This window comes from Shuttleworthella satelles DSM 14600 (genome assembly GCF_000160115.1).
Lineage (GTDB): Bacteria > Bacillota > Clostridia > Lachnospirales > Lachnospiraceae > Shuttleworthia > Shuttleworthia satelles.
The window spans coordinates 179,844-204,855 of sequence record NZ_GG665866.1 but is presented as its reverse complement, the minus strand read 5'-3'; the positions used below and the strand labels follow the sequence as shown (position 1 = coordinate 204,855).

22 protein-coding genes are annotated in these 25,012 nt (G+C 50.7%); 19 read left to right on the top strand and 3 right to left on the bottom strand.

Going from position 1 to position 25,012, the window contains the following annotated elements; all coding sequences use genetic code 11:
- Window positions 1-32 precede the first annotated feature (32 nt).
- From GCWU000342_RS00950 to GCWU000342_RS00930, 5 genes are all read left to right on the top strand, one after another.
- Window positions 33-1,211: a DUF4241 domain-containing protein gene (locus GCWU000342_RS00950; protein ID WP_083790741.1), complete on the top strand. Its 1,179-nt coding sequence runs from the start codon at window positions 33-35 to the stop codon at window positions 1,209-1,211.
- Between the two features lie 134 nt (window positions 1,212-1,345).
- On the top strand, window positions 1,346-2,131 hold the full coding sequence (locus GCWU000342_RS00945) for a hypothetical protein (RefSeq protein WP_045000074.1): 786 nt from the start codon (window positions 1,346-1,348) through the stop codon (window positions 2,129-2,131).
- A 154-nt stretch (window positions 2,132-2,285) separates the two neighbouring features.
- A complete protein-coding gene (locus GCWU000342_RS00940; protein ID WP_006905283.1) occupies window positions 2,286-3,398 on the top strand; it encodes a DUF2804 domain-containing protein in 1,113 nt (370 codons plus the stop codon).
- Window positions 3,399-3,520: 122 nt separating this feature from the next.
- Window positions 3,521-4,387 (top strand): acyl-CoA thioester hydrolase/BAAT C-terminal domain-containing protein, encoded by an 867-nt coding sequence (locus GCWU000342_RS00935; RefSeq protein WP_006905281.1) that lies wholly within the window; start codon window positions 3,521-3,523, stop codon window positions 4,385-4,387.
- Between the two features lie 308 nt (window positions 4,388-4,695).
- Window positions 4,696-5,661, top strand: coding sequence for an ECF transporter S component (locus tag GCWU000342_RS00930; RefSeq protein WP_006905278.1), 966 nt, complete (start codon window positions 4,696-4,698; stop codon window positions 5,659-5,661).
- Window positions 5,662-5,793: 132 nt separating this feature from the next.
- Here GCWU000342_RS00930 and GCWU000342_RS00925 read toward each other — a convergent pair whose 3' ends face one another.
- A complete protein-coding gene (locus GCWU000342_RS00925; protein WP_045000072.1) occupies window positions 5,794-6,240 on the bottom strand; it encodes a DUF3021 domain-containing protein in 447 nt (148 codons plus the stop codon).
- A 59-nt stretch (window positions 6,241-6,299) separates the two neighbouring features.
- Window positions 6,300-6,734: a LytTR family DNA-binding domain-containing protein gene (locus GCWU000342_RS00920; protein WP_006905276.1), complete on the bottom strand. Its 435-nt coding sequence runs from the start codon at window positions 6,732-6,734 to the stop codon at window positions 6,300-6,302.
- Window positions 6,735-6,995: 261 nt separating this feature from the next.
- Here GCWU000342_RS00920 and GCWU000342_RS00915 point away from each other — a divergent pair, with 261 nt between their 5' ends.
- From GCWU000342_RS00915 to GCWU000342_RS00895, 5 genes are all read left to right on the top strand, one after another.
- Window positions 6,996-7,478: a GNAT family N-acetyltransferase gene (locus GCWU000342_RS00915; protein WP_045000499.1), complete on the top strand. Its 483-nt coding sequence runs from the start codon at window positions 6,996-6,998 to the stop codon at window positions 7,476-7,478.
- A gap of 53 nt (window positions 7,479-7,531) precedes the next feature.
- Window positions 7,532-8,227: a response regulator transcription factor gene (locus GCWU000342_RS00910; protein WP_045000070.1), complete on the top strand. Its 696-nt coding sequence runs from the start codon at window positions 7,532-7,534 to the stop codon at window positions 8,225-8,227.
- On the top strand, window positions 8,227-9,303 hold the full coding sequence (locus tag GCWU000342_RS00905) for a sensor histidine kinase (protein WP_156784458.1): 1,077 nt from the start codon (window positions 8,227-8,229) through the stop codon (window positions 9,301-9,303). Before GCWU000342_RS00910 ends, GCWU000342_RS00905 begins: the two co-directional genes overlap by 1 nt.
- A gap of 283 nt (window positions 9,304-9,586) precedes the next feature.
- Window positions 9,587-10,270 (top strand): ABC transporter ATP-binding protein, encoded by a 684-nt coding sequence (locus GCWU000342_RS00900; RefSeq protein WP_044960713.1) that lies wholly within the window; start codon window positions 9,587-9,589, stop codon window positions 10,268-10,270.
- A gap of 3 nt (window positions 10,271-10,273) precedes the next feature.
- Window positions 10,274-12,931: an ABC transporter permease gene (locus tag GCWU000342_RS00895; RefSeq protein ID WP_006905270.1), complete on the top strand. Its 2,658-nt coding sequence runs from the start codon at window positions 10,274-10,276 to the stop codon at window positions 12,929-12,931.
- A 128-nt stretch (window positions 12,932-13,059) separates the two neighbouring features.
- On the opposite strand, the gene GCWU000342_RS00890 is transcribed toward GCWU000342_RS00895, so the two are convergent.
- The gene (locus GCWU000342_RS00890; protein WP_006905269.1) at window positions 13,060-13,440 is read right to left on the bottom strand and encodes a hypothetical protein; all 381 of its coding nucleotides are present in this window, start codon (window positions 13,438-13,440) and stop codon (window positions 13,060-13,062) included.
- Window positions 13,441-13,828: 388 nt separating this feature from the next.
- On the opposite strand from GCWU000342_RS00890, the gene GCWU000342_RS00880 reads away from it, so the two are divergent.
- The 9 genes from GCWU000342_RS00880 (at window position 13,829) to GCWU000342_RS00840 (ending at window position 24,826) form a co-directional block, all read left to right on the top strand.
- Window positions 13,829-15,115, top strand: coding sequence for an enhanced serine sensitivity protein SseB C-terminal domain-containing protein (locus GCWU000342_RS00880; protein ID WP_006905267.1), 1,287 nt, complete (start codon window positions 13,829-13,831; stop codon window positions 15,113-15,115).
- A gap of 10 nt (window positions 15,116-15,125) precedes the next feature.
- Complete coding sequence (locus tag GCWU000342_RS00875) at window positions 15,126-15,914, top strand: sulfite exporter TauE/SafE family protein (RefSeq protein WP_006905266.1); 789 nt, start codon at window positions 15,126-15,128, stop codon at window positions 15,912-15,914.
- A gap of 77 nt (window positions 15,915-15,991) precedes the next feature.
- Window positions 15,992-17,197 carry an ROK family protein gene (locus GCWU000342_RS00870; RefSeq protein ID WP_006905265.1) on the top strand — a complete coding sequence of 402 codons (1,206 nt, stop codon included), beginning with the start codon at window positions 15,992-15,994 and terminating at the stop codon, window positions 17,195-17,197.
- 441 nt (window positions 17,198-17,638) lie between these two features.
- Window positions 17,639-18,904 (top strand): glucose-6-phosphate isomerase, encoded by a 1,266-nt coding sequence (locus tag GCWU000342_RS00865; RefSeq protein WP_006905263.1) that lies wholly within the window; start codon window positions 17,639-17,641, stop codon window positions 18,902-18,904.
- A gap of 77 nt (window positions 18,905-18,981) precedes the next feature.
- The gene (locus tag GCWU000342_RS00860; RefSeq protein ID WP_045000493.1) at window positions 18,982-20,145 is read left to right on the top strand and encodes a diphosphate--fructose-6-phosphate 1-phosphotransferase; all 1,164 of its coding nucleotides are present in this window, start codon (window positions 18,982-18,984) and stop codon (window positions 20,143-20,145) included.
- A 15-nt stretch (window positions 20,146-20,160) separates the two neighbouring features.
- Window positions 20,161-21,315, top strand: a complete 1,155-nt coding sequence (locus GCWU000342_RS00855) for a class II fructose-bisphosphate aldolase (protein ID WP_006905261.1) — start codon at window positions 20,161-20,163, stop codon at window positions 21,313-21,315.
- Between the two features lie 56 nt (window positions 21,316-21,371).
- Entirely contained in the window at window positions 21,372-22,232 is an 861-nt protein-coding gene (locus tag GCWU000342_RS00850) for a triose-phosphate isomerase (RefSeq protein ID WP_006905260.1), read from the top strand.
- A 33-nt stretch (window positions 22,233-22,265) separates the two neighbouring features.
- Window positions 22,266-23,834, top strand: a complete 1,569-nt coding sequence (locus GCWU000342_RS00845; protein WP_006905259.1) for a lactate racemase domain-containing protein — start codon at window positions 22,266-22,268, stop codon at window positions 23,832-23,834.
- Between the two features lie 32 nt (window positions 23,835-23,866).
- A complete protein-coding gene (locus tag GCWU000342_RS00840) occupies window positions 23,867-24,826 on the top strand; it encodes an aldose 1-epimerase family protein (protein WP_006905258.1) in 960 nt (319 codons plus the stop codon).
- Window positions 24,827-25,012 lie beyond the last annotated feature (186 nt).

Genomic DNA, 25,012 nt, shown 5'->3' with positions numbered 1-25,012 from the left:
GTGCATCGTATCATGATGCGAAAGGGGATGAGATGAAGGGGAATGAAGCGCCGGAAACAATAGAAGAGAATTCAGGAAATGAGTGGCTGAACCAATGGGAGCGGATCCGGCGCAGGTTTGACTGCAAAACCGACCTGGAGTCTTACTTTAAAAAGAAAAGGATCGGGGAAGCGGATATGGGTGTCCTGGATCTGGGCATGGTGCGGTTTGAGACCGGTCGGATCATCGCCTGCGATCCCTGCATTGACCTTGATGAGGCCAAGCCATATCTACAGACGATTCCGTCGGGGATCTATCCTGTCAGGATCGCTGTATGTAACAGCGACGGCAGCGGAATTCGCTATGCTTGTGCCAAGGTCGAAGTCAGTGGAAAGAAGCCGGCCCGTTATGAGCTTGCGATGACAGGAGATGAAAAGCTTACGTCAGAGAATGACGGAGGTCAAGAGGAGGGATTCTTTGGCTTCGGCGTTGACTGCGGCCTGGCCTGTATTGCGGACTTGGCGACGCAGAGAGCCTTCAATTGCTACTGGAAAGAGCGATGGGACAGGGATCATAGCATCGATCCTTTTAATGATCTCTTCTGTGACCTTTTGGAGGAGAGTTATAGGCAATATCCGAAGTACCAGAGTAAAACAGGGGATTGGTTTCACTGGAAGGTCCCGGGAACAGACTGCGATCTGCCGGTTTTTGCTTCCGGCTGGGGTGACGGTGTTTATCCCGCTTATTTCGGTTATGACGCGGCGGGAAAAGTGACCGGGGTCTATATTCATTTTATTGATGTTGAAGAAGATTTTGCTGATGCCAAAACAGAGGATTCTCCGGAGGAAAACCACGAGGGTTGGACACTGGAGGTAGATGGGGAAGAGCAGACAGCAGTTACAATGACGAAGATCAAAGAGCAGTTAGGCGCCATACGAGGGGGCGATGCAGATTTTATGATCCTGAAGCCGTCGACGCCAATTTCAGTAGAGGATAGCGATCGCATGTGTCATTTCGTGCAGATCTGTTCTGATAATGGCTCAGAAGAGTATCATTTTGAAGTGGGTACGGGCAGTAAGGGGAAAAACGATGGAACTTTGATCTATGGGAAGGATCACCTGAAGCAGGAAGAGGTGGAAAGGCTGATTCAGTCGCTTCTGGACAGCAATATTGTCCCGGAATTGCGGGAGTGGGAAATTGTTCTGGATTTGAGGTCAAATGTGAATATATAATGTGAGAGAAGGGAGTCAGTCTCCTGAGAATGATGTATTTTAGAGGGATATAAGCAAGAGCGGACCGGTTATGGATGCCAAGAGGCTTATGTCTGACAGAAAAAGGCAAACCGTGGCCGGGAAGGGGAAGAACAGTGAAGCGAGTTTTTGAAAATAGGGGAATTACTTACAATATCCAGAGGAAATATCAGCTGCATATTGATGGAGAGGGAGTCAGATATCAGTCAGCCAACGGGAAGAAATCTCTCGACATTAAGTTTGCGGAGCTTGGTTCTATTTTTCTTCTTACATACTGTAGTTCAAATCGGGATTACCTGGTGACTTTTCGCGATTCGGAGGGAAAGGATATCGGAGAGATTCACACTGATGTGCTTGCTGACGACGGATGTCATAATGTGAGGGAGACCAAATCGCTTCTGATTGCCCATGCGGAGAGCAAATTGCCCCGGAGCTTTCCGGACAATCTTGACAGTCTCAATATGAAGATTGCATTCAGTCTGGCAGAGAAAGAGATTTCTATCAAGGATGGTATCCTCATCGGAGCCAAGCATCAGGTGAAGCTGTCAGAGATCCGTCGGGTCAAGTGCGGTACCAATGGAACTTTGAGTTATCTGACAGTTCACACAAAGGATAAGGGAGGATTTTTGGACCTGCCGGATATGAAAGTCCCGGTCAACGAACTGACACTGCCGATTCTGGAGGCTGTCCTTGCCAGAAATACCGGGAAAGTCATTGATTTCAGCAGAGGCAATGGCTTTGACCAGAAGACCTGCGAATTCGTCCTGATCCGCTATATGAATTCTACTTTCTTCGAAAATGAGGATGGAAGCGTGACAGATGACTGGCACAGGACGGCCTATGATCATATTCATTCCTATCACGCGGATATCGTAATTCCTGAGGATGGGTTGGAGCTATAGAAAGCTCTTTTTCATAATGAAAGATGGGAACGATCATCTGGGGAAGAGAATGATCAAGGATCAATGGTTTCCTTGCTGATTGGGGAGGCTCTTTTAAGAAGCATCGCGTGCTGTGGGTATATGTTGATCAGCTGTCGTTTTCAGGGGGGATAATATGAGAAATCATGAGGTTACCAGACGTCAGAATCTCTTGGATAGCTATGGAAACATCGCCGAGCCGGGCTGGTCAAGGAGGCAGCTTCAGACCTATCGGAGGGAGGATATCAAGGCGCCGGCATTTCGGATCAAGGAGTGGGATTACTATTTGATCCTGAATAAGGACTTCGGTCTGGCCCTTACTATGTCCGATGATGGTTATATGGGACTGCAGTCGGCCAGTTTTCTCAAGTTTACGGATCAGCCCTTTGAGCACACGGAGACCATTTTCAACCTGTTGCCTATGGGAAGGCTTAAAATGCCGGAGACAAGTTCCTGCGGGAACTGTCTCTACCGGGATGACAGGCTCTTTTTGTCCTATGAGATTTCGAACCTTCCCTCCGGGAGAGGACGGCGAAGACATCTGATCTGCAATTTCAGAAATTTCTATCATGGAAAGTCCCTGAAATGCAATATATTCCTCGATGAGCCGGACATGGATACGATGGTGATTGCCACGCCCTGGAATCGGAAACACGCCTTCTACTACAATCAGAAAATCAACTGCATGCGTGCTTCCGGCAAGGTTTTGTTTGACGGGAGGATTTACAGATTCAACCCCAGGACGGATTTCGGAACCCTGGACTGGGGAAGAGGAGTGTGGACTTACGAGAACACCTGGTACTGGGGAACCTGCAGCTGTGATATGGATGGGCACAGCTTCGGGTTTAATATCGGTTATGGCTTCGGGAATACGAGAGCGGCGAGTGAGAATGTTCTCTTTTGGGATGGGGCAGCTCATAAGCTGGATGATATCATGTTTTTGATCCCGGGCGACCATGGATCGGACCCGATCCGGGACAGGGGCAAAGAGGGAAAGCGGCGCGGCGGAGGCGGCAGAGATGCGATCCGCTATCTGGAGAAATGGCGCTACACGTCCTCTGACGGGCGCTTTGAGATGGATTTTGTCCCGATCATCGACAGGAGAGCCAAAATTGACAGGAAGTTCATTTGCTCTGACCAGCATCAGGTCTTCGGGAAAATGAGCGGTACGGCTATTCTTGACGACGGAAGGAAGATTGTTCTCAAAGATGTACTCTGCTCGGCAGAGCATATCTATAATCGCTTTTGACAGGGCACGAAAGAGACTGTATTCGAGTAGGCGCGGTGCTTTAAAGCAGAAGACATGGAGAAAGAGCAGACGGCAAGCGCTTCGCAGGCATTTAGAGAGTCCGGTGTGATTGGAGGCAGGCTATGCCGATTCATCTGAGAGTAGAGAGCGACGGCTTTGAGGGAATCTTCTATCAGGGAAGAGATTCCGACAAGAAGGCTCTGATTGTCATGTCCGGCTCCAATGGAGGGCTGAGTCTGACGCGAAAAGAAGCGGAATTCTACCGGAATAACGGAATTTCAGCCCTTGCTCTTGCCCTCTTTCGAACACAGGATACGCCAAAGGAACTGTCTCGTATTCCGATAGAGTATGTGGAAAGTGCCATCCGCTGGCTGCGCGGACAGGGCTATGAGAAGATTGGCATCGACGGGATGTCCAAGGGCAGTGAGATGGCTCTTCTGGCAGCGTCCATGTTTTCGGAGATTTCCTGTGTGATCGCAAGGGTGCCCTCCTACTTTGTGAGCGAAGGACTCACAGGCGCAGGAAAGTCCAGGAGGCCGTCGGGAACCTCCTGCTGGAGTTATCAGGGCAGGGATATTCCCTATGCGCCTTATCAAAGCAGGAAATTTTCTGTGATGAAGGCGTTTTTGCGGGAATGGGAAGTTCATATCATTGACTTTAACCGGGACAAGGAAGTCAGACCGGACACAATCATTCCTGTCGACAGAATCAAGGGGCCGATTCTTTTGATTTCATCGAAGCATGACGAGATCTGGCCCTCCTATGAGAGTGCCTGCAGGATAGAGCGGGAACTGCGGGAGAGGGCCTTTGCCTATCCGGTCAGACATGTCGCGCTGGACTACATCAGTCATGCGGTGACTGCGATGGACTTGCCGGGGATCTACAAGCTGATCTTCAGGACGGAGCGGCAGCATCCCAAAGAGTGCCGCAGGGATCGGGAGATCCTGAGGGGGGAATTGCTCTTCTGGGTGAATGAGGTTTGGAAGTGAGATTTGATTTAGCCGGTCGGCTGAAATCGCTGAAGACATGGAGACAGAAGGTTTTTTCATGCACCGGAGCTGACAGAAAAGTTTCTGGAGTTGCAATATATCTAGGCACGGAGATGGAATTATATTATACTTAATTTAGTTTTCTAGCTTTTGTCCTGCTATATCGGGGTAAAGGATAGAAATGGAGAGATGAATGCGGAAGAATCTGTAATTTATCTTTGTAGTACCGGATTGAGTAGATCATTAGAATGGCTGATCGACGGGAATTCTTTTGTATCGGATGAGAAAACATGAAAAGGAAGTGACGAATGAGCGCGAGAACAAAAATTTCAGACAGACTTCAGGAAGTGGTCGGGCTAAAAGCAGATCAGGCCAGCGGCCAGTTATGTGGAGTATATCACGGCTATCACGTTCGATTGGTTCCCTATAATGGAAGCAATGCCTATAGCTACATGGCCTGCTTTTCTCTGTCGCAGAGCGGCATGCAGCCGAGAAAGGAAGATATCAGAGAAATCGTAAAGGATTCTAAGGTATTCTATGGCAGGGCGCAGGTCAAGGGTTTTTCGGTTTCATTTCCACTTCGCGCGAAGCTGACGCTGGGAAAAAGCGTGGAGAACATCCGAACTGCTCTGGATTACATCACAGAACAGCTTGGAATCAGAGGCTATCGGGAATGCTGTGAAAGCTGTGGCAGAGAAACCATGACAGAGCATTATCGGATGGGGAATCAGTTCCTGCTCCTGTGCCCGGACTGTTATTCCACGAAAGCCGGTGAGATTACAACTCGCAATCAGAGGGATTCGCTGAAGGAAGAGACGGTCGTGGGGGGCGTGATCGGAGCGCTCTTAGGATCACTGATCGGAGCGGCCTCCATTGTCCTTCTGGGTCAGCTGGGATATGTGTCCATGCTGTCTGGAATTATTATGGGATTCTGCGTACTGAAAGGCTATCGACTGCTTGGAAATCGAATCAGCAGGAAGGGGATTGTCATCAGTCTTGCGGTGATTGCACTTATGGTCTATGCGGCCAATCGGCTGGACTGGGCAATTTCCTTCTCAAAATGGACCGGGGGAGAGGTGGATATCCTAACTGCTTTCCGCTACTTTACGGATATCATGAAGGAAGGATATATCAATCTCAAAAGTTACTGGATGGATCTGGGACTGGTCTACCTCTTCTCCGCGCTTGGCGCGATTCCGGCGATTGTCAATATTGTTAAGAGTGACAGGAATGCCAGCAGCTTCGAACAGATGGGAGGTAAGGACACCTTTTGATCCTGCCTGTTGATGTGGTGATTTGGCAGCATAGGGAAGGTTTCAATACTTTTGCGCGTGAAGGGACCGCTTGTGGCAGCTTTAAAGGAGCCACAAGCGGTCCTTTTTCGTGAGTTCGACAAAGAGTCTGTTTTAAAGCTCTGTTTTCGTCCTTTTCGATATTTGTTCATTCATGGTTTTGACCAGTTTTCTGTTGTGAAGATAGAAGCCAAGCCAGATCAGCAGGGCAATGGCAAGTTCACCCAGAAGAGGAAAGATTACAGCGTAGATTCCGCTGCTTATCGGGATCCAGCCGACTGCAAATGCACTGATCAGCATGACAGCGCAGCCAATTCCCATATGGATGACAGACTGCAGGAAAAGAGGAAGACGGTCATTTTCATAGAGGAAGGTCGGCAGTCCAAAGCCCAGTCCGATGAGAAGAGATCCGAGGGCCATCTTGGTGAAGAAGTAGTTCGAAGTGCTGAAGTTGCCCTTGCAACCGAGATCCATTGCGACTCCGACGATACAGAATATGATGGCAGAGATGCCGATTGCGACAAGCGTGTTGCGTAAGACAGATTTCAGATTTGTACTCATTTTTAACCTCCTTGTTTTGCCTCTGAGGCAAAGAATCTCTTGATTGCCAGGGATAGGACTTACAGTCCTAACTGCTTCTTGAAGTCCGGCAGATATTTCCTTGATACATAGTCCGAAAGACCGTTCCTGAGTTTCAGGAGCAGGGTACCGCTGAATCCTGTTTCAAGACCCTGCAGGCAGGAGAGGTTCACCAGGGTCTGCTTTGAAATCTGCAGGAATCCGGCGCCAAGTTGAGCTCTGATTTCACAGAGACGGGCGCAGGAAAAATAAGCCTTCTTTTCGGTGTAAATGACGGTCTGACCACCCTCAACCCGAACCATGTAAATCTCCTCCGGTTGGAGAAAGACCTTCTGATCCTCTGCTCGCGCAAGAATCGGTGCGCGATTCGCTCCAAGCAGATCAATCATCTTCTGTATATCGTCCGTCATGCGATCTGTGTAGATGACCGCATAGGGCGGTTGATGTTGTTCGCCTATTTCAACGCGGACCTTCATGTCAGCTGCTCCTTTCTCTCTCCTGATAATGCGATCATACAGGAAGAATGAAAACCTGTCTCGCAGCTTATGCCAAGATGTCCAAATTTTGTGCTAAGATGCATTTGAAGAAGGATGCGAGTGATGTTATGGATGAGAAATTGATTTCAGAATCTGTCGAGTGAATGGATGACAGTAAGTGATGGTCTGTTGATGATATGGGATAAAGAGTTGGGGAGTAGGGAAGATGATTCAGACGAAGAAGGAAAGGGTACGAATCGCGTGAATATAGAGATTGTATATGGATATGACCGACCGGAAGAAGTAAGAGTCCTGTTTGAAGAGTACACCAATATGTTGGTTGCAAATGATCCCTCTTTTCAGGAATATCTGGATCTTCAGAATTATGAAGAAGAAACAGGGCATTTAAAAGAAAAATACGGTATGCCGGAGGGAAGGCTGTATCTGCTTTATTGCGATGGGGTAATCGCAGGCTGTATTGGTCTGCGAAAAATAGACGATGGCAGCTGTGAGATGAAACGTCTTTATATCAGGCCGGAATTCAGGGGGAGAAAGCTGAGTGAATTTTTGCTGGAAACACTGATTCAGGACGCGCGCGAGATCGGGTATAAGAATATGTTGTTAGACACCCTTCCCTTTCTGCAGAGTGCGATTCATCTTTACCAGAAGTATGGTTTCTATGAGATCGAAAGCTATAACAACAGCCCTATGGATACTTCCATTTACATGAAACTGGATTTATGAGTTCGATTACACGAAATTGGATTTATGAGGGTAGTAGGAAGCAGGGGAATGAAATGATACATGTCTTGATTGTGGAGGATGATCCGGCGATTGTAAAATCCCTGGAAGACTTTTTGCGGGGGCAGGAGATGCAGGTGACTTCTGCCGGGGGACAGGAGGAGGCTCTGCAAAAATTACAGGAGAGGCCGTATGATCTGGTTCTTTTGGATATTACGCTCCCGGATGGCAGCGGCTATTCCGTCTGCAACGCGGTCAAGAGAGATTATCAGACGCCGGTTATTTTTCTGACTGCCTCCGGGGATGAGAACAGCGTGGTGACGGGCTTTGACCTGGGCGCAGAGGATTATATTGCCAAGCCCTTCCGTCCCCGGGAGCTGGTCTCCCGCATCCGAAATGTGCTTCGCCATACAAAAAGGCAGTCAAATATCGAACGAGTTCAGGATCTTCGCGTCGATCTTGACAGCGGCCGCGTCTTCAAGGGAGAGCAGGAGCTTAGCTTGTCGGCCATGGAATACCGGCTTCTGGGTATTTTTCTGGAGAATCGGGGCAGGATTCTCTCGCGCAGTCAGCTCTTAGAGGCGGCCTGGGATTTTGCCGGCGATTATGTCAATGACAATACGCTTTCGGTCTATATCAAACGGCTGCGGGAGAAGATTGAGAGTGATCCGCAGAACCCGACCATGATCAGAACGGTGCGGGGACTGGGATATCGCATGGAGGACTCCACAAAATCGGCTGGGGGGAAATGATGAGAGAAGTAAGAGAGTTCCCGTTTGCCCTTCGGGGGAGACACAATCGAAAATCTTTCTGCCTGATGCTGCTGATATCCGCCATCAGCCTGCTTATCATCTGTCTGGTCAGCAGAAGTTTCTTCCCTGGACTTTTGGCGCTTTTGGGAGACCTTGTCCTGATCTTTGTCTGGTATCACCATGTACGGGCTATCGATAAGGAACTGGCCGGCCTGAGTGATCTGGTTGACCGAACTCTGCGGGGAGAATCGAGTCTGTCTATTGATAGTTCTGAGGAGGGAGCCTTTGCGATTCTGACAGGAGAACTGGAGAAGATGGCGGTGCAGCTTCGAACCGAGGCGGATCAGAAAAAGATCGAGAAGCAGAAGATGAGCCGGGCTCTGGCAAATATCGCCCATCAGTTGAGGACGCCGCTGACCGCCCTGAATCTGAATATGGATCTTTTGATGAGAGGAAATCAGAAGATGAATATGGATCTCATGCAGGATCAGAATGAAAGCGCTATGGAATCTCGCAGTCGTCAAATGCATGAGATGAGACGCTGCCTCCTGCGCATGGAATATCTGGTGGAGGCCATGCTCAAGTTGGCCAAATTAGACTCGGGGACAGTGCAGTTCAAGAGAGAGCCTGTTCTGCTGAGGGAAATGCTTACAAGGGCAGCAGAGCCCCTTCGCATTCCCATGGAACTCAAGGAACAGAAACTGGTTATTTCTGGTGACGGCAGTTTTCTTGGAGATATGGATTGGAGTCTTGAGGCGGTCGGCAATATTTTAAAGAATTGCATGGAGCATACGCCGGAGGGAAAAGAGATCTGTGTGTCCATTGAGGATTCTCCCATTGCGGCCAGGATCGTCATTCAGGATCAGGGGGAGGGCTTCTCCTTGGAGGATCAGGCGCGGATTTTCGACCGCTTTTATCGGGGAAAGAATGCCTCGTCTCAGAGCGTCGGTATCGGACTGGCCCTGGCCAGAGAGATTATTCTCGCCCAGAACGGCACTGTTAAGGCTGAAAATATTCCGAAGGAAAAAGGCGGCGGCGCGATGTTTACGATCCGGTTTTATAAGCAGGTTATTTGATAAGTCAGGCTCTTTCACAAGTCAGAGCCCTTGCGCGTAAGCCCTGAGAAGAAGGGATCGGTCAGGATCTTATTGCGCTTTCACAAGTTAAGACCTTTCTGTGCCAGTCTTCTGCGGTGGAATGATTTCTAACAGTTGCCTGCGAACTGCGGGGAAATGACAGGTCAGTGACAGAATTCGTTGGTTTTCTGTCACTGACCTGTCATTTTGCGTTTCTATACTGAATACAGAAAGCATGATACAGAGATTCAGAGCGATTGCAATCGCAGGAAAGGAGAAATATATGGAGATTCTTCGCGTTGAAAATCTTTCCAAGATCTATGGAAAAGGAAATCAACAGGTGAAGGCCTTGGATGGAGTGTCCTTCTCTGTTGCCAAGGGACAGTTTGTCAGTATTATTGGCCCTTCCGGATCCGGGAAATCGACCCTTTTGCACATCCTCGGCGGTGTGGATCGACCGACCGAGGGAAAGGTTTTTCTCAACGGGCAGGATGTCTATGCCAGAAATGACGAGCAGCTGGCCATTTTCCGGCGCAGACAGGTAGGCCTGATCTACCAGTTTTATAATCTGATCCCGGAATTAGATGTGGAGGAAAATATCAGTCTCCCCCTTCTGATGGACGGACGTAAGCCGGATCCCAAGGCCCTGGAAGAAATGATCCACAATCTGGGTCTGGAAGAAAGACGCCATAACCTGCCAAATCAGCTGTCCGGAGGCCAGGAACAGCGCGTATCCATCGGAAGAGCCCTGCTTACCTCGCCTGCCCTTGTCCTGGCCGATGAGCCCACCGGAAATCTGGATTCTACCAGGAGCCAGGAGATTGTTACCCTTTTAAGGGAATCGAATCGTCGTTTTCAGCAGACCCTAATTGTCATTACCCATGATGAGAATATTGCCCTGCAGGCGGACCGTATGCTCTCGATTGAAGATGGCCGTATTGTAAGGGATGAGATATTAAGGAGGTAGGACATGAGAATCTTTCGTCAACTGGTCTGGAAATTTCTGCGGGCGAATCGAATGCGAACGGCAGCTACAATTGTCGGTATCGCTCTTTCCATGTCCCTGCTTACGGCAGTGATTGAGGGAGCCGTCAGTGGAGTTCGCTATCTGCGGGAGGTGGAGATAGAGAAAAACGGAAGTTATGATCTCATTCGGTCAGATCTGAATGCCCAGGAGGCAGAACGTCTGAGTCAATTGGATGGAGTGAAGCAGTACAGCCGTATCACAGAGGTTGGCTGGGCCAATATTCATTCGACCAATGATGAGAAGCCTTATCTGTACATACAGTCAGCAGAAGACAACTTGAAGGATCTGATCGCCCTGCACCTGACAGAGGGAAGGATGCCGGATAAGGCCGACCAGATCCTGCTGCCGGAGCACCTGGAGAAGCAGGGGGGCGTCAAATATCAGCTGGGGGATGCTCTGACCCTGCAGGTCGGGACAAGAAGCGTGAATGGGCAGAGAGCTTTGGCCAATGCGTCGCTTGGTCACAGGGAAGAGGGGGAGGATGCAAATAAAGCAGAGGAAAAGTTGGTTGATCTTCATGAGCAGACCTACCAGGTGGTCGGCTTTTACAAGAAACCCTCTGCAGATCTGGAATCCTATTTCTGTCCGGGCTATACGGCTCTGACTTGTAGAGCTGCCGGAGACGGAAGATATACGGTAGCTCTTACCATCCGTCAGCCGGAGAAGATTCATGCCTGGATGAATGAGCATCCGGATCTGTTAAAAAAGGCGAAAATACACAAGAATCTTCTTCAATTCTATGGGGTGATCGGCAAAGAGAGCTGGCGGATCATGCTCTATGGATTTGTGATTGTTCTTCTTGTAATGGTTGTTTTTGGATCATTTTCACTGATCTATCATGCCTTCTCCATCTCTTTGAGTGAGCGCACCCGAAAGTACGGTATGCTTCGGTCGATCGGAGCAACCAGAAGGCAGATCCGGGCATCGGTTTTCTATGAGGCGGGAATTCTGTCTCTGGTCGGTATCCTGTCCGGAATTGTCATCGGATGCCTTGGAATCGGTCTGACCCTTCATTTTTTGCAGGACCTGATTTCTCGTTTCGTTATGAATACACCGGTTCGCATTCATATGGTCCTGTCGGGAGCAGGGATTGCCCTGTCTGCTCTCATCTGTCTGCTCACAGTTCTCTTGTCTGCTATACTGCCGGCCCGACGGGCGGCTGCCCTGTCGCCGATAGAGGCGATTCGACAGAGCCGGGATATGGAGCTAAAAGCGAAAGACCTGAAGACCGGAAAAAGGTTTCATCAGAATTTCGCAGCTATGATGGCTAAGAAGAATTATCGGCGCAATCGCAGACGGAGCCGAACCTGCGTCCTGGCCCTCTTTTCCAGTGTGGTGATCTTCGTATCGGCTTCTGCCTATTCTGCCTACTCGATCCAAGTGATAGATCAGAGAGCAGGAAATGGTCCGGACGTATTCTATTTCTACTCTGTGGATCACATGACGTCACAGACGGCAGATCTCTGGAAGCAGTACCGGGAAATTGAGGGAGTTACTGGATTTGCGGCTAAGCTGAGCCCGCAGAATATCAGCAGCTTCAGTGCGGATCGGGCTAATTTCAGTGAGGATTATCAGAAGAAGTCGATGAATGGGCAGGAGTCGCAGGAAAATGGGCAGCAAAAACAGGTAAATGGACAGGAGTCGCAGGAAAATGGGCAGCAAGAGCAATATGAATTTGATAGCCAGCTGAACTTCATAGATGACAAGTCTTTTTCCCAATTGCTCAAGGAAAACGGCTTGTCCCAAGAAGAGTATATGAATACTTCCGCTCCCAGGGGTCTGCTTTTAAACCGCTTCTATCTCAAGGATGTTAAGGGAGAGGAGACGCCGCCATTGATGAAAAAAGAGGCATTCCCACTGCAGATCTCAGGGAAACGCATGCTTAATCTGCAAGGAGAGGACGCACGCTTTGATATCCTGCCTTTGACTATCGGAGCGGGGATCACGAAAGGTTTCTGGTTTGAGCGGGATGTCAACGGCATATATTATCCGGTGTCTGCTATGGAGGCTGTTCTGGGAAGAAACAGCAGTGAAAATGGAAGTGGGGGCGTTACTCTGGCCTTTCAGACAAGAGATCACAGCAAGACCGTAGAAGAACTGGAGAAGATGGAGGGAAAGCTGCTAGGCTATCGCGGCTCTGTTTATGACCGCCTTGCGAATGCGCAGACCACGCAGGCGACGATTCTGGTCATCAAGGTATTCGCCTACGGGTTCATCATCCTGATTTCCCTGATCGCCATCACCAATGTCTTTAACATCATGTCGACGGGGATTATCCTGAGGCAGCGGGAGCTTGCCATGCTTCGCTCGGTCGGCATGTCCCGCAGACAACTGGTACGGATGCTTTCCTATGAATGTATCGGTTACGGGGCACGGGCGCTGGGATTGGGACTGCCCTGTTCCGTCGGCATTTCCTATCTGCTCTATCGGCTGATTGTACAGAATGAGTTCCTGCGCCCAATATCCTTCTTTTTGCCCTGGCAGGCAATGCTGATCGCTGTCGCGGTCGTCTTTGCCGTGGTCTTGATTACCATGCGATATGCGGAGCACAAGGTGTCGAAAGTGAATCTGATCGACGCGCTGAAGGAAGAGGTGGTCTGAGAGAAGATTTGATCTGGAAGTAATTACAATGATGGCTCTATGTCACATGTCGGAGCGGGATCCCCGGGGATCCCGCTCCATTACTGTGCCTGAACGGATTTGGGTGTTCTATGGTATGGCCGAATGTTTTACGGGTTCTGCTGTGTTGGATCTTCACGAGACGAAGTGCTGTCTCTGTCATTTTTCAAAGAATCTTCTTCATCAGATGCCCGTGATGTGTGGCTGTTCCGATACAGGTGCACAAAAGTTATGACGCAGAAAGTGATCCCAGACGTAATCAAAAGCAGCAGAGAGAGTCCCCGCAGAAGGAGGCTGAAGAAGAAACCGACTGCGATCAATGGCGTTGAAAAGAGGAGGGTGTAGCCCCCCATGTCATCCATCTCAAAACCGGATATATGATTCCAGACTGCCTTTAAAATCAGATCGAAACCGCTTCCTGTCAAAAAGAAGAAGAGGGCGATTCCCAGGAGAACGAGAATGGGGGTGTATTGGTGAAAATACTTTTTCATGCTTGCCTCACAATTCACAGAACGGCCGCTCGACCTCACCTGAAAGGTTAATTGAAGAATAATATGTTTTTCTGTCGGCAGCAAGTGAGAACCTCTATTTTGAGCGGTGGCTTAGATGCGGTAGAGAGGTGGACTGCAATTGGAGTTTCGATCAAAAAGAGGGCGCAAAAGGGTCTCTTTGCCGGATCAAAATATAGTAAAATGGAAACGGAAGTCTCTGTTTATTTATGGACATGGAAGGCCTGCAGAGCCTGTATTCAAGAGGTTGAATTCATGATTGTCCATGCAAATGCGGTTAATAAAGGGGCTCTATGAGCAAGAGCAAGTATACTGTCAGTCGGATTTGTGATGTGAATATCCGTAATATGAGAATGGGTGAGGACGAACGATGTTTTTTGATAAGTTAAAGAAGGAACTCTTTCACGGGGGAAAAGGCCAATCGAACGAGGACAGAAACGTCTCTGCTTCACAGGGGCAATTCTCGCGGGCAAGCGGAGAAGGGACGGAGAAACCGTTCTCGCGGGCAGCCGGAGGAGGAGCAGAGGAACCGCTTTCGCAGACAGCGACGGGGGAAGAGAGGAGCAAGCGCTTTACTTTGATGGCGGAGAGCTTGGAAATCGCTGCTGGAGAGGAATTCTATGTCGAGGGTGACCTCGTCGGCCAGGCTCAGGCAGGTGAACTGGTGACGGTTCTGTATCGAGACGGCAACATTGCCCATCCGGTGATTGAAAAAGTAGAGATCTTAGAGAAAAAGGGAGATGTCAGCGCCGACACCAGGACGGCAAGACTGTATTTTTCCGGGAAGAAAGCCCTGGATCTCGACTGGAAGTATGCCGTCATTACCGATATTCCCTACCAGATCGAGGTGGACGTGAACAAGGCGGTAGAAAATCCATATCTGCTGGGCCTGATCCAGGCTTTTGATCGGCACAGCCGTGAGGAAGATTTTTGGAATCTCTTCTTCCGCGAACTGGTGCGGAGTCATTATCTGCTTCCTGTGCGCATGGACGGCAGTATGCCAAAGGGCCAGGGCGGGGAGGTTACGCTTGAAAAGGGGATGACCTTTGGGGTCTATCGGGTCAGCTTGAATGACGGAAGTTCGGCCCTGCCGGTCTATACGGATTGGGTAGCATTGGAAGGAATGGCCGGGCAATGCGGTGATGGCTGGAAGAGAGAAACCATGGTCATGCATTTTCCTCAGCTGGTGGATATGCTGGAGGAGGGAGAGAGCATCATCGTGAATCCTTACGGCCCTAAATTTTTTGTCGTCGATCCAAAGACCATTGCAAATATCGTGAATTCTTCCGGCTATCAGGGCGAGTTCGGAGAGGCCAGGGTTGCGTCTAAGACAGTCCAAAAGGATGAGAAGATTCTTCTGGGTTACCCCGCAGAGAGCGAAGAAGTGGAGGCCATTCGCAGGCGTCTGGTTGCCTTTGGTAAAAAACATCCTGAGATTTCCGTGATCGATCTTTTACTCAAGGTGGATGAAGAGGGGACCCAGTCCTATCTGGTAATTGTCGATGTACCGGAGGAGGGCTGCAGGGACTGTTTCGGCTCCATTTACAATGCCTGCCGTGATCTGCTTCACCGGGTGACTTATATGGATTTTGTGACCCTAAGGAGAGCGGAGTTTGCCAGGACGGCGAGGACAGAGCCGCCGGTCTATCAGAGATAGGGGATAGAAAATGCTGATTGGTTTTTTCTTTGCCGTTTGTTTTATTGCATCGTCTGTCGGAGCTGTTGTAGGGGCCGGCGGCGGGGTGATCATCAAGCCGCTGCTGGATATGGTTGGAATTTTGCCTGTGTCAACGGTCAGCTTCTGCTCGGGCTGTACCGTCTTAGCCATGTCCGTGTGCTCTTTGATTCGAAACAGAAACAACGGAGTTCAGCTTAAGATCAAGACGAGTACAGCGCTCGCTGTCGGCGCGGTAGTCGGAGGACTCCTGGGACAGATCCTTTTTGATCTGGTTCGAAAAGGCTTCGGAAATGAAAGTGTACTCGGGGCCATCCAGGCGACCTGCCTGACCATAATGACGGCCGGAGTCCTGCTCTATGTTATTTTCAAGAGCCGTGTGAAAGCCCTGCAGGTGAATCATGTTCTGCCAGCGGTTCTTATCGGTCTTATCCTGGGCCTTGTCTCTGCCTTTCTCGGAATTGGCGGAGGACCTATGAATGTAGCGGTTCTCTACTACTTTTTCTCTATGGACGCCAAGCAGGCGGCCAAGAACTCGATTTACATCATCATTTTTTCTCAGACGACGAGTCTGATCAGCTCCCTGATCAGGGGAACTGTTCCCGATTTTACCGCAGTCTATCTGATTGCCATGATCTGCGGCGGTGTGGGCGGAGCTCTCCTGGGAGCGGCAATCACCAAAAGACTCAATAACAGTGGCGTTGAAAAGGTGTTTAATATTCTCCTTCTTGTTATCATAGCCATTGGCTGTTACAACATCTTTAAGTACACACATATGTAAATCATAAGCACCCCGGTCGGGTATCCGTGCTAAAGAAGACTGTTTTTCTGTGAGACTGCCGGGAAGAGGTGAGGGCGATGATTGTTGAGAGCGGAAACAGCCTGCAAGAGACTAAGCGCAGGAATCGCATCCTGATTAAAAACAAGATTTTTCGAATGGAGCATGCCCTGCGCAATGAGATTGCGAGGGAACTGGGACTGACCCTGCCGACCATCACGAACAGCATCAATGAGATGATCCGTGAGGGTCTTGTCATCACAGAGCCGCTTTCACAGGAGAGCCGGAACAAAAATTCGGGAAGACGCCCCCTGGCAGTGGCATTTCGCCGGGAGGCGGCCTACGCCATCGGCATTGAGCTGGGACCTTATTATAGCCGGGTGATTCTGGTCAATTTGCGCGGAGAGGCTGTTGAGAGCGTGACGAATCCGAAAGCCTCCGAGAGCTATGGGAAAATGATGTCAGAGCTCGAAAATCTGGTGGAGCATTTTCTGCACCGGATTGATCGGGATCAACTGATCGGAATCGGAATCGGAGTGCCGGGATTTGTGGACACGGACCGGGGACGGATCCGCTATACCTTTCGAGAGGACTGGAACGGGAAAACGCTGGGAGAGGACCTGGGCAGGAGATTCTCAGTTCCGGTCAGCGTCGATAACAACACGCGTCTTCGGGCCACAGGTTATGAGATGCTGCTGCGCGAAGAACGGCCGGGGATGTTTGCCTATTTTTTTGTCTCGCGAGGGATCGCCTGTCCCATTCTTATGAATGATCTGGTTCTCTCCGGGGACAGCGCAGGAGCGGGAGAACTGGGACAGACGGTTCTCTTGTCCTCTGATCACGAGGGGCAAAAGAGGACTGTGACGACAGACCAGCTCGCCTCAGAGTCGGCCCTTTTTGAGCTCTGCCGCAGGGAAATGGCAGAGGGAAGATTGGCAGCTTTGCGCAAGAGGCTGGACGCGGGAGAGGAACTGACCATGCGGCTGATTCTCGAGCTGCAGATGGGGGGAGACCAGGAAATTGACGCACTGATTGACAGCTGTATTCATGGGCAGGCTCTTGCCATGGCCAATGTTGTCAATCTGCTCAATCCAAATGCGGTTGTGGTTGATGCTTATATGATGACGTGGAAGACCAACAGAGAAAGACTGGTGGCTTATGCAAGAGAGCATTTCTTTGGAATGAATGAAAAGGATGTTGAGATACGATTTCGCGAATACGATTCCTACGACGGAGCCTTGGGGGCAGCCCTCGGATGTATTCAGAAGAATTTCTTGAATATCTGATCGCTGATTGTTTCGATTGAAACTTTCCTATCATTGAGAGGGGATTTTGTTTTTACAAGAATATAATTGGAGGACTGTGAAGATTTATCTCCAGCAAGGGCAGGTAAAAATTAAATAAATTTAATGAACGGTAAAGAATAGAGAGTGGATCCAGGTGATAAAAGGTCACAGGGATCCTTTTTTACGCAATGTGTGGTCGAGGAAGAGATTTATGGGGATCGATGCCTATTAAAAAATTTTAAGCGGATCAGTATTTGCGGGGGATAATGTTTCGGTAGAAAATTCAGCATAATCCACAAGCCTGGGATAGTGAAACTATGGATATTTCCGATATTGATCTATAAAAAAGAGAACCTATAATTAATAAAAAGATTTAATAAATAGATGCAAGATTTTTGAAAGGATTAAAAAGAGAGAACTTGTATTTTGAGGGATGGGAAAATGCTTTCATATAATATAAAAATATCAGGGGAGAGATGGGAAGAAGATTATCAGCAATTTTTAAATCGAAATCTAGATTGTTTGAGAAGAGTTCAGGAAGGACAGGCCAAATATGCGGACAGCCAGGACTGGCTTGATACCCGGATTTGCGCAGGAAAAGACGTTTTGAATCGCATTTTGGACAAGGCTGGGGAGATACGGGAGAATGCGGACACATTTGTTCTGATTGGCGTGGGCGGCTCCAATAATGCGGCTCGCTCTGTGGTCGAAGCAATTGCTCCGAGGAGAGAGGGAGTGGATCCGGAGATTATTTATGCCGGGAACACATTAAATCCAACGCAGCTAAAGAAAATTCTAAGTAAGTTGGAGAACAGAAGTTGTTACATTGAATGTATCGCCAAAAATTTTGAGACTCTGGAGCCCGGCTCCTCCTTTCGGATTCTGAGAGAGTTAATGGACAAAAAGTACGGGAAGAAGGCACATGAACGAATCATTACTTGTGGAACAGTCGGAAGTTCTCTGGATCGACTGAGCAGAGAACAGGGATATGATTTCTTCGATTTTCCGAGCAAAGTGGGCGGAAGATTCACGGCTATGACCAATGTTGGCTTTCTGCCTATGGCGGTTGCGGGGATTGATATTCAATCTCTGGTTGCGGGAGCGCATATGATGCAGATGCTTTTACATGCGAAGCGAGGGAAAGACAATATGGCATACCAATATGCCTGCCTGCGCAATTTATGCTATCAGAAGAATTATCAGGTGGAGATGCTTTCTTCTTTTGAGCCGCGTTTCCGTTTCTTCTACAAGTGGTGGACACAGCTCTTTGCGGAGAGCGAGGGGAAGGATAATCGGGGGATTTTGCCGGTGACAGGGGAATTTTCAGAAGAACTGCACTCCATTGGTCAATTTATCCAGGAAGGTATGCCCATGCTCTTTGAGACTTTTCTGGACGTAAAAGAAGCGGATGACAGTTTGATGATCCATGCAGATGGACTGCCGGATGCCTTTGATTATTTGGATGAGAAGGATTTTGCTGATATTAACAGGGCAGCTTTTGATGCAACTGTTCAGGCGCATGCCGAGAGATTGCCGGTATCCATTCTTCAGTTGGACCGGTTGGATGCTTACGGATTTGGTCAACTCTTTTATTTTTTCCAATTTGCTTGTTATATCTCTTGTGAAATGATGGGAGTGAACCCTTTTAATCAGCCGGGGGTAGAGGCCTATAAGAAAAGAATGTTTCAGATTTTAGAAGAAAAATAAACGGTTAGAGACGGGGGACTTTATTTTAAATCAAACAGGAGAGAGTTTTTGTGTACAGAGTGGATCAGGAAAAGGGAATGGATGAGAATTTGCTTATCATGCACGGCGGGGGGCCGACAGCAGTAATCAACTGCTCTCTTTACGGGGCAGTGACAGAGGCTAAAAAGAGACTGAAGAGGGGACGGATTCTGGCAGCCAGGAACGGAACCGGAGGGCTGATCAGGGAAGAACTGATCGATTTGACTGAGGTCGCGGAGGCGGATCTAAAGAAGCTGCTTGTGACTCCGGGAAGTGCCATCGGGACCTCCAGAGACCAGCTTAACGAAGCGGAATACATGCGAATGGCGGAGATCCTGAAGAGACATCAGATCCGCTATGTGCTCATGAACGGGGGCAACGGAACCATGGATACCTGCGGCAGGCTTTTTCTGGCCTGCCAGAAGCAGGGGCTTGAGATCAAAGTGATGGGAATTCCCAAGACCATGGACAATGATATTGCCGTCACAGATCACAGCCCCGGCTTCCCGAGCGCGGCCAGGTTCATCGCCGAGAGTGTCCGGGAGGTCTGCGCCGATGTCAGGGGCCTGCCCATCCATGTCTCTGTCATCGAGGCCTCCGGGAGAAATGCCGGATGGATCACGGCGGCCTCCGCCCTGGCGGCGGATCAGGGAGGACCGGGACCGGATCTGATCTATCTGCCGGAACGACCCTTTGATGAGAACGCCTTTATCGAGGATGTCGAAGGGCTTTTGAAGGTCAAAAAAGGGATCGTCGTTGTCGCCAGCGAGGGCCTGAAGGATGCCTCCGGCAGGCCTGTGGTGGAACCGATTTTTACTGTGGGAAGGGCGACCTACTTCGGCGACGTGGGGGCGCATCTGGCCAATCTTGTGATCCGAAGGCTGGGCTATAAGGCTCGCAGCGAGAAGCCGGGACTGATCGGGAGAGCCTCCATCAAGCTGCAGAGCCCGATTGATCGGGCGGAGGCGATTGAGGCAGGGGCGCTTGCCTGCAGGGAGGTGCTGTCCGGAACGACCGGGAAAATGGTGGCATTTCGGCGCGTTTGCGATCGCCCCTATCGGGTGGAGGCCTTTTTGGTGGACATCGACCAGGTGATGATGACGGAGAGAACAGTGCCTGATTCCTATATCAACGCAAGGGGCAACGGGGTTACCGAGGCTTTTATGGACTGGTGCAGGCCGCTTCTGGGAGCGGATCTGCCGGAGATGATTTCCTTTAACTGAGGAGAGGAGGAGAATATGCTGGTTCCAATGAGATGTATCTTAGAGGCGGCGGACCGCAAGGGGTACGGTCAGGCGGCCTTTAATATGAACAGCTTCAGTCAGATCGCTGCCGCCGTGCAGATCCATGAGCTCCTGGAGAGCGCCTGTATCCTGCAGGGGGCGGAGGCTTCCAACGCCTTTATGGGCGGAGAAGTCGATTTCATGCATGGATCCATAGAGAGCAAGAAAAAGGGCGCAGAGAATGTGGGAAACATTGTCAGGGATTTCGGTCAGGAGAGTCCCATTCCCATTGCCCTTCACCTGGATCACGGCAGGAGTCTTGAGACGGTCAAGGCCTGCATTGAGGGGGGTTACACCTCCGTGATGATCGACGGCAGCAGTCTTCCCTACGAGGAGAATGTCGAGCTGACCAGAGAGGTGGTCCGATATGCCCATCCTCTGGGCGTTACGGTCGAGGGAGAGCTGGGCGTTCTTGCCGGCGTGGAGGATCACGTCTTCTCCGCGAGCTCAACCTATACCAATCCCCTGCAGGCAGTCGATTTTTTCAAAAAAACCAGGGTGGACGCTCTGGCGATCAGCTACGGAACCATGCACGGGGCGAATAAGGGCAGGGACGCTAAGATCCGCAGGGAAATTGCCATCGCCACCAAGGAGTGCATGCGCCATGAAGGCATCGACGGCTTTTTGGTCAGCCATGGCTCCTCGACAGTTCCGCAGGAATTTGTCAGGCAGATCAACGAGCTGGGGGGAAGGATGGAAAATGCCTACGGGATCGATGTGGATCAGCTGGTCGACGTAAGCCGCTGCGGGATCAATAAGATCAATGTAGATACCGACCTTCGCATGGCAAGCACCAGAAATGTCCTCGCGCTTTTTCAGGATCACCCGGAATTAAGGGAGAGCGAGAGTGTCGCCTGCGTCTATCGGGAGCTGACCGCCAACCCGGCCAATGTGGACCCCCGGAATTATGTGTCGGGCATCATGGACGCGATTCTCTATGGAGAGCTCGCTGATGAGGATGTGGAACTGGTCGACGACTGCCTCTATCGGGGGACCATCTCTGCCATTGCCCCTCTTCTCGTCCAATTCGGAAGCTACCGCAATGCCTCTGAGGTGATCCCGGTGAGTCTGGAAGAGATGGCCGACCGCTATCAAAAGGCGGGAATTTAAATATAGACAATGGTTTTACGGAGACAATATTGAGGTGTCATAGAGGTATCATAGGTATGAAGCATATTTTTTTAAATCTCAAGCGCTTTGATGTGCCGGCAAAGGAGGGGGGAGTCAACCGTCTGGCCCCCATTGCCGGCTGGGGACGGGCCGTGGTCGAGGGGATTCAGGATGAAATCGAGGCCTATGGAAAGGATACGGAATTTGCGGTCTTCTTCCCGGAGGCGCATATTCTTTCTGCGGCTGAGGCCAGAAAACCCGGGAGCAGACTGATCCTGGGCTGTCAGAGCGTCTATCGGGAGGACGTCTTACCCGGCGGCAATTTCGGAGCCTTTACCAGCAACCGCCCCGCGGCGGCCGCGCTTGCTCTGGGGGCTGATTACACGATCATCGGCCACTGTGAAGAGAGGAATGACAAGATGGGACTTCTTGCCGGCGGCGGCCTGACAGGGGATACGGCGAAGGAGGCAGTTAACCGGGTCCTGAATCAGGAAATTCTCTGCGCCCTGAAGAGGGAAATGAAGGTGCTCTACTGCATCGGAGAGAAGAGCGAAGAGCAGGAGCGCTGGGAGGAAGTCCTGGGGCAGCAGCTGGAGCTTGGTCTTTCGGGCATCTCTCCCTCAGACAGAGCCGGAGTCACCATCGCCTATGAGCCGATCTGGTCCATCGGTCCGGGCAAAATACCGGCCGACGCGGCTTATATTCAAAAGATCGCCCGCTTTGTTAAGGAGAAAACAAAGGGACTGGACCTGGTGTATGGGGGCGGCTTAAAGACAGACAACGCGAGGATGCTTGCCGCCATTCCGGAGATTGACGGAGGCCTGATCGCCCTCACCCGCTTTTCCGGGGAGATCGGCTTTTACCCCCGGGAGTATCTTGAAATTGTCAGGCTCTATCTGGGAGGAGAAGATCAGTAGGCAAAAGAGAGTGTAAGATCAGAAGGAGGAAGTATGAAGCATATTGCGTTTGAATACGGGGCCGGAACCATGGAGGCGAGTCTGCCGGACAGCACAGATATCTTTATCCCCGGCGAGACCGTGAAGGATCCGGCCTGTATCCCGGAGGAGGAGCTTGAGAAAGCCTATCAAAAGAGTCTGGCCCACCCGATCGGGATGGACTGTTTGACCGACCTGGTTCAAAAGAATGAGAAGCCCGCTGACCGCCAGACGGTGGTATTCATTATTCCTGATCGCGTCAAGGGAGGCGAGCAGGCGACCAGCCACCGCAAGCTCGCTGTAAAATACATGCTGAAGGAGCTGTATGCTGCCGGGGTCAAAAAGGAGCATATTCTCTTTATCATCAGTAACGGCCTTCATCCCAGGAGCACGGAGGCGGACGCCCTGGCCATATTCGGGCCGGAACTCTATGGGGACTTCTGGCATACGGGTCAGATAATCAGCCATGATTCCGAGGACGCGGAGCACATGGTGGATCTGGGAGTCACCAGGCGCGGCGATCCTGTCAGCATGAGCAGGTATGTCTTCGAGTGCGATATCCCCATCCTGGTCGGGCATGTGCAGGGGAATCCCTATGGGGGCTATTCGGGAGGATATAAGCACTCCGCCACAGGGATCACCAACTGGAGGTCGATTGCCAGCCATCATGTGCCCGCGGTCATGCACCGGGAGGACTTCACCCCTGTCAACGGGGGCTCTCTCATGCGCGACAAGTTCGACGAGATCAGCATGCACATGGAGTATAAGATGGGGCATCCCTTCTTCTGCTGCGACGCCGTTTTGGACACCATGTCCCGCCAGATCGCAATTTATTCCGGTTACGCGAGGGAGATGATGCCCGAGAGCTGGAAGCTCGCGGATCAGAGAACCTATGTGCACTGGGCCAGGAAGAAGTACGACGTCCTGGTTTTTGGGATGCCGCAGAAATTCCACTACGGAGACGGCATGGGGACCAATCCCATCATGATGATGCAGGCGCTTTCGGCACAGGTTCTGCGCTTTAAGCGGATTATGAGCGATCACTGCGTGATCATCTGCTCCTCCCTCTGCAACGGTTTCTTCAATGACAGCCGCTGGCCCTATCTGCGGGAGCTCTTTGAGAATTTCCAGCATGATCAGATGAATATTCTTCCGGACATGAATCGTCTGGGCGAGTACTACGGGACAAATGCCGAGTATATTCGCAAGTACCGCTTCGCGAACGCCTTCCATCCCTTCCACGGCTTCTCCATGATGGCCTGCGGCCATATTGCGGAGATGAACACGAGCGCGATTTACATCGTGGGGGCCCAGGAACCCGGCTATGCAAGGGCGATGGGGTTAAAGACCAGAGCCAGCTTTGAGGAGGCCCTCGCGGACGCCAGGAAGAAGTATGTGGGAGAAAACCCCAATATACTGGCCCTTCCCATGACCTTTAAGAAGGCCGCGGTTCACCTGTGCATGGCGGACAGCAAATTGGACTCCATGGATGAGTACGGGCGCAGGCCGGGAGATCTGCATTATGGAGAGCATGATGTCAATCAGATCAAGGCGGATCAGGCGGGGAGAGAACTGCGTGATTGAACCGATATCAATTAGGGAGGAAAAGAGGGACAATGCTTCTGGAGAACGAATTCCTCCGGGTCAAAGTTGCGCTGCGAGGGGCAGAGCTATGCAGTCTTTATGACAAACAAAGACGTGAAGAACTGATCTGGCAGGGGGATCCAACTGTCTGGGGATGGCATGCCCCCCTCCTCTTTCCCCTCGTGGGAAAGCTGATCGACGACAGCTATCGCTATCGGGGCAGGATCTACCGGATGTTAAGACATGGCTTTGCCAGAGAAGAGATCTTTGCCCTCGTCGAAGATTCCCCTGGAGCCCATGGTGCGGAGCCGGTCAGAGGAGCAAAGAAGTCAGAACCGCCGGAAGTGGAGGAGAAAAGATCCAGCCTTCACCTTCGCCTGACAGATCATTCGGTCACAAGAGAGATCTATCCCTTCCGCTTTTGCCTGGATGTCATCTACCAACTCAAGGGACGGAAGCTGTCTGTCCGGCTGGAGCTGTGTAACCGCGACGAAAAGGAGATGTACTTTGCCATCGGGGCACATCCGGGCTTTGCCCTGCCCCTGAAGGAGGGAGAGAGAAGCAGTGACTACCGGCTTGTCCTCGCGGGACCGGGGGAGGAGAGTCTGTCCTATTACCTGCCTGATCCGGTCAGCGGCGCGGTCGATCTCAGTCACAGCTACCAGCTTGTGAAGAAAAAGGAGGGACTTGCCCTGACAAGTGAGCTCTTTGACAAAGACGCGCTGATCTTTCAGCAGGGGCAGATTTCTTCCGCCAGTATTCTCCGCCCGAATGGGGACCTGTATCTGACTCTGAATTGCGGGAATTTTCCTGACTTTGGAATCTGGTCTGTCCCAGGAGACAGTCAGCCCTTTATCTGCCTGGAGCCCTGGTTTGGAAGGAGCGATTCCGCGGGCTTCGAGGGAGACCTGTCCGACCGGTATGGAGAAGTCTGTCTCAAGGAGGGGCTGTCTTTTTCCGCCGGATTTGACATCCTGCTTCCCGGGAGCTGACTATTGGAGAAGTGTCTGTAAACCGGTCGATGAAGGAATCGCGTCTGAAAACTGAAAAATTTCCCGATGCTGTCAGCCGCAAAAACGAACTTTACTATCAACTGAAAAATCTCCCAGCGCTGCAAAAGGTATGAAAAATTTTCATACTTATTTCTCCTCTGGCCGGCGCATATACTGAAGACATCA

Bases quoted from the DNA above. Each gene is read 5' to 3' on its own strand.
- GCWU000342_RS00950 (WP_083790741.1), top strand. From the start codon at position 33: ATGAAGGGGAATGAAGCGCCGGAAACAATAGAAGAGAATTCAGGAAAT.
- GCWU000342_RS00940 (WP_006905283.1), top strand. From the start codon at position 2,286: ATGAGAAATCATGAGGTTACCAGACGTCAGAATCTCTTGGATAGCTAT.
- GCWU000342_RS00935 (WP_006905281.1), top strand. From the start codon at position 3,521: ATGCCGATTCATCTGAGAGTAGAGAGCGACGGCTTTGAGGGAATCTTC.
- GCWU000342_RS00930 (WP_006905278.1), top strand. From the start codon at position 4,696: ATGAGCGCGAGAACAAAAATTTCAGACAGACTTCAGGAAGTGGTCGGG.
- GCWU000342_RS00925 (WP_045000072.1), bottom strand. From the start codon at position 6,240: ATGAGTACAAATCTGAAATCTGTCTTACGCAACACGCTTGTCGCAATC.
- GCWU000342_RS00920 (WP_006905276.1), bottom strand. From the start codon at position 6,734: ATGAAGGTCCGCGTTGAAATAGGCGAACAACATCAACCGCCCTATGCG.
- GCWU000342_RS00910 (WP_045000070.1), top strand. From the start codon at position 7,532: ATGATACATGTCTTGATTGTGGAGGATGATCCGGCGATTGTAAAATCC.
- GCWU000342_RS00905 (WP_156784458.1), top strand. From the start codon at position 8,227: ATGAGAGAAGTAAGAGAGTTCCCGTTTGCCCTTCGGGGGAGACACAAT.
- GCWU000342_RS00900 (WP_044960713.1), top strand. From the start codon at position 9,587: ATGGAGATTCTTCGCGTTGAAAATCTTTCCAAGATCTATGGAAAAGGA.
- GCWU000342_RS00895 (WP_006905270.1), top strand. From the start codon at position 10,274: ATGAGAATCTTTCGTCAACTGGTCTGGAAATTTCTGCGGGCGAATCGA.
- GCWU000342_RS00890 (WP_006905269.1), bottom strand. From the start codon at position 13,440: ATGAAAAAGTATTTTCACCAATACACCCCCATTCTCGTTCTCCTGGGA.
- GCWU000342_RS00880 (WP_006905267.1), top strand. From the start codon at position 13,829: ATGTTTTTTGATAAGTTAAAGAAGGAACTCTTTCACGGGGGAAAAGGC.
- GCWU000342_RS00875 (WP_006905266.1), top strand. From the start codon at position 15,126: ATGCTGATTGGTTTTTTCTTTGCCGTTTGTTTTATTGCATCGTCTGTC.
- GCWU000342_RS00870 (WP_006905265.1), top strand. From the start codon at position 15,992: ATGATTGTTGAGAGCGGAAACAGCCTGCAAGAGACTAAGCGCAGGAAT.
- GCWU000342_RS00865 (WP_006905263.1), top strand. From the start codon at position 17,639: ATGCTTTCATATAATATAAAAATATCAGGGGAGAGATGGGAAGAAGAT.
- GCWU000342_RS00860 (WP_045000493.1), top strand. From the start codon at position 18,982: ATGGATGAGAATTTGCTTATCATGCACGGCGGGGGGCCGACAGCAGTA.
- GCWU000342_RS00855 (WP_006905261.1), top strand. From the start codon at position 20,161: ATGCTGGTTCCAATGAGATGTATCTTAGAGGCGGCGGACCGCAAGGGG.
- GCWU000342_RS00850 (WP_006905260.1), top strand. From the start codon at position 21,372: ATGAAGCATATTTTTTTAAATCTCAAGCGCTTTGATGTGCCGGCAAAG.
- GCWU000342_RS00845 (WP_006905259.1), top strand. From the start codon at position 22,266: ATGAAGCATATTGCGTTTGAATACGGGGCCGGAACCATGGAGGCGAGT.
- GCWU000342_RS00840 (WP_006905258.1), top strand. From the start codon at position 23,867: ATGCTTCTGGAGAACGAATTCCTCCGGGTCAAAGTTGCGCTGCGAGGG.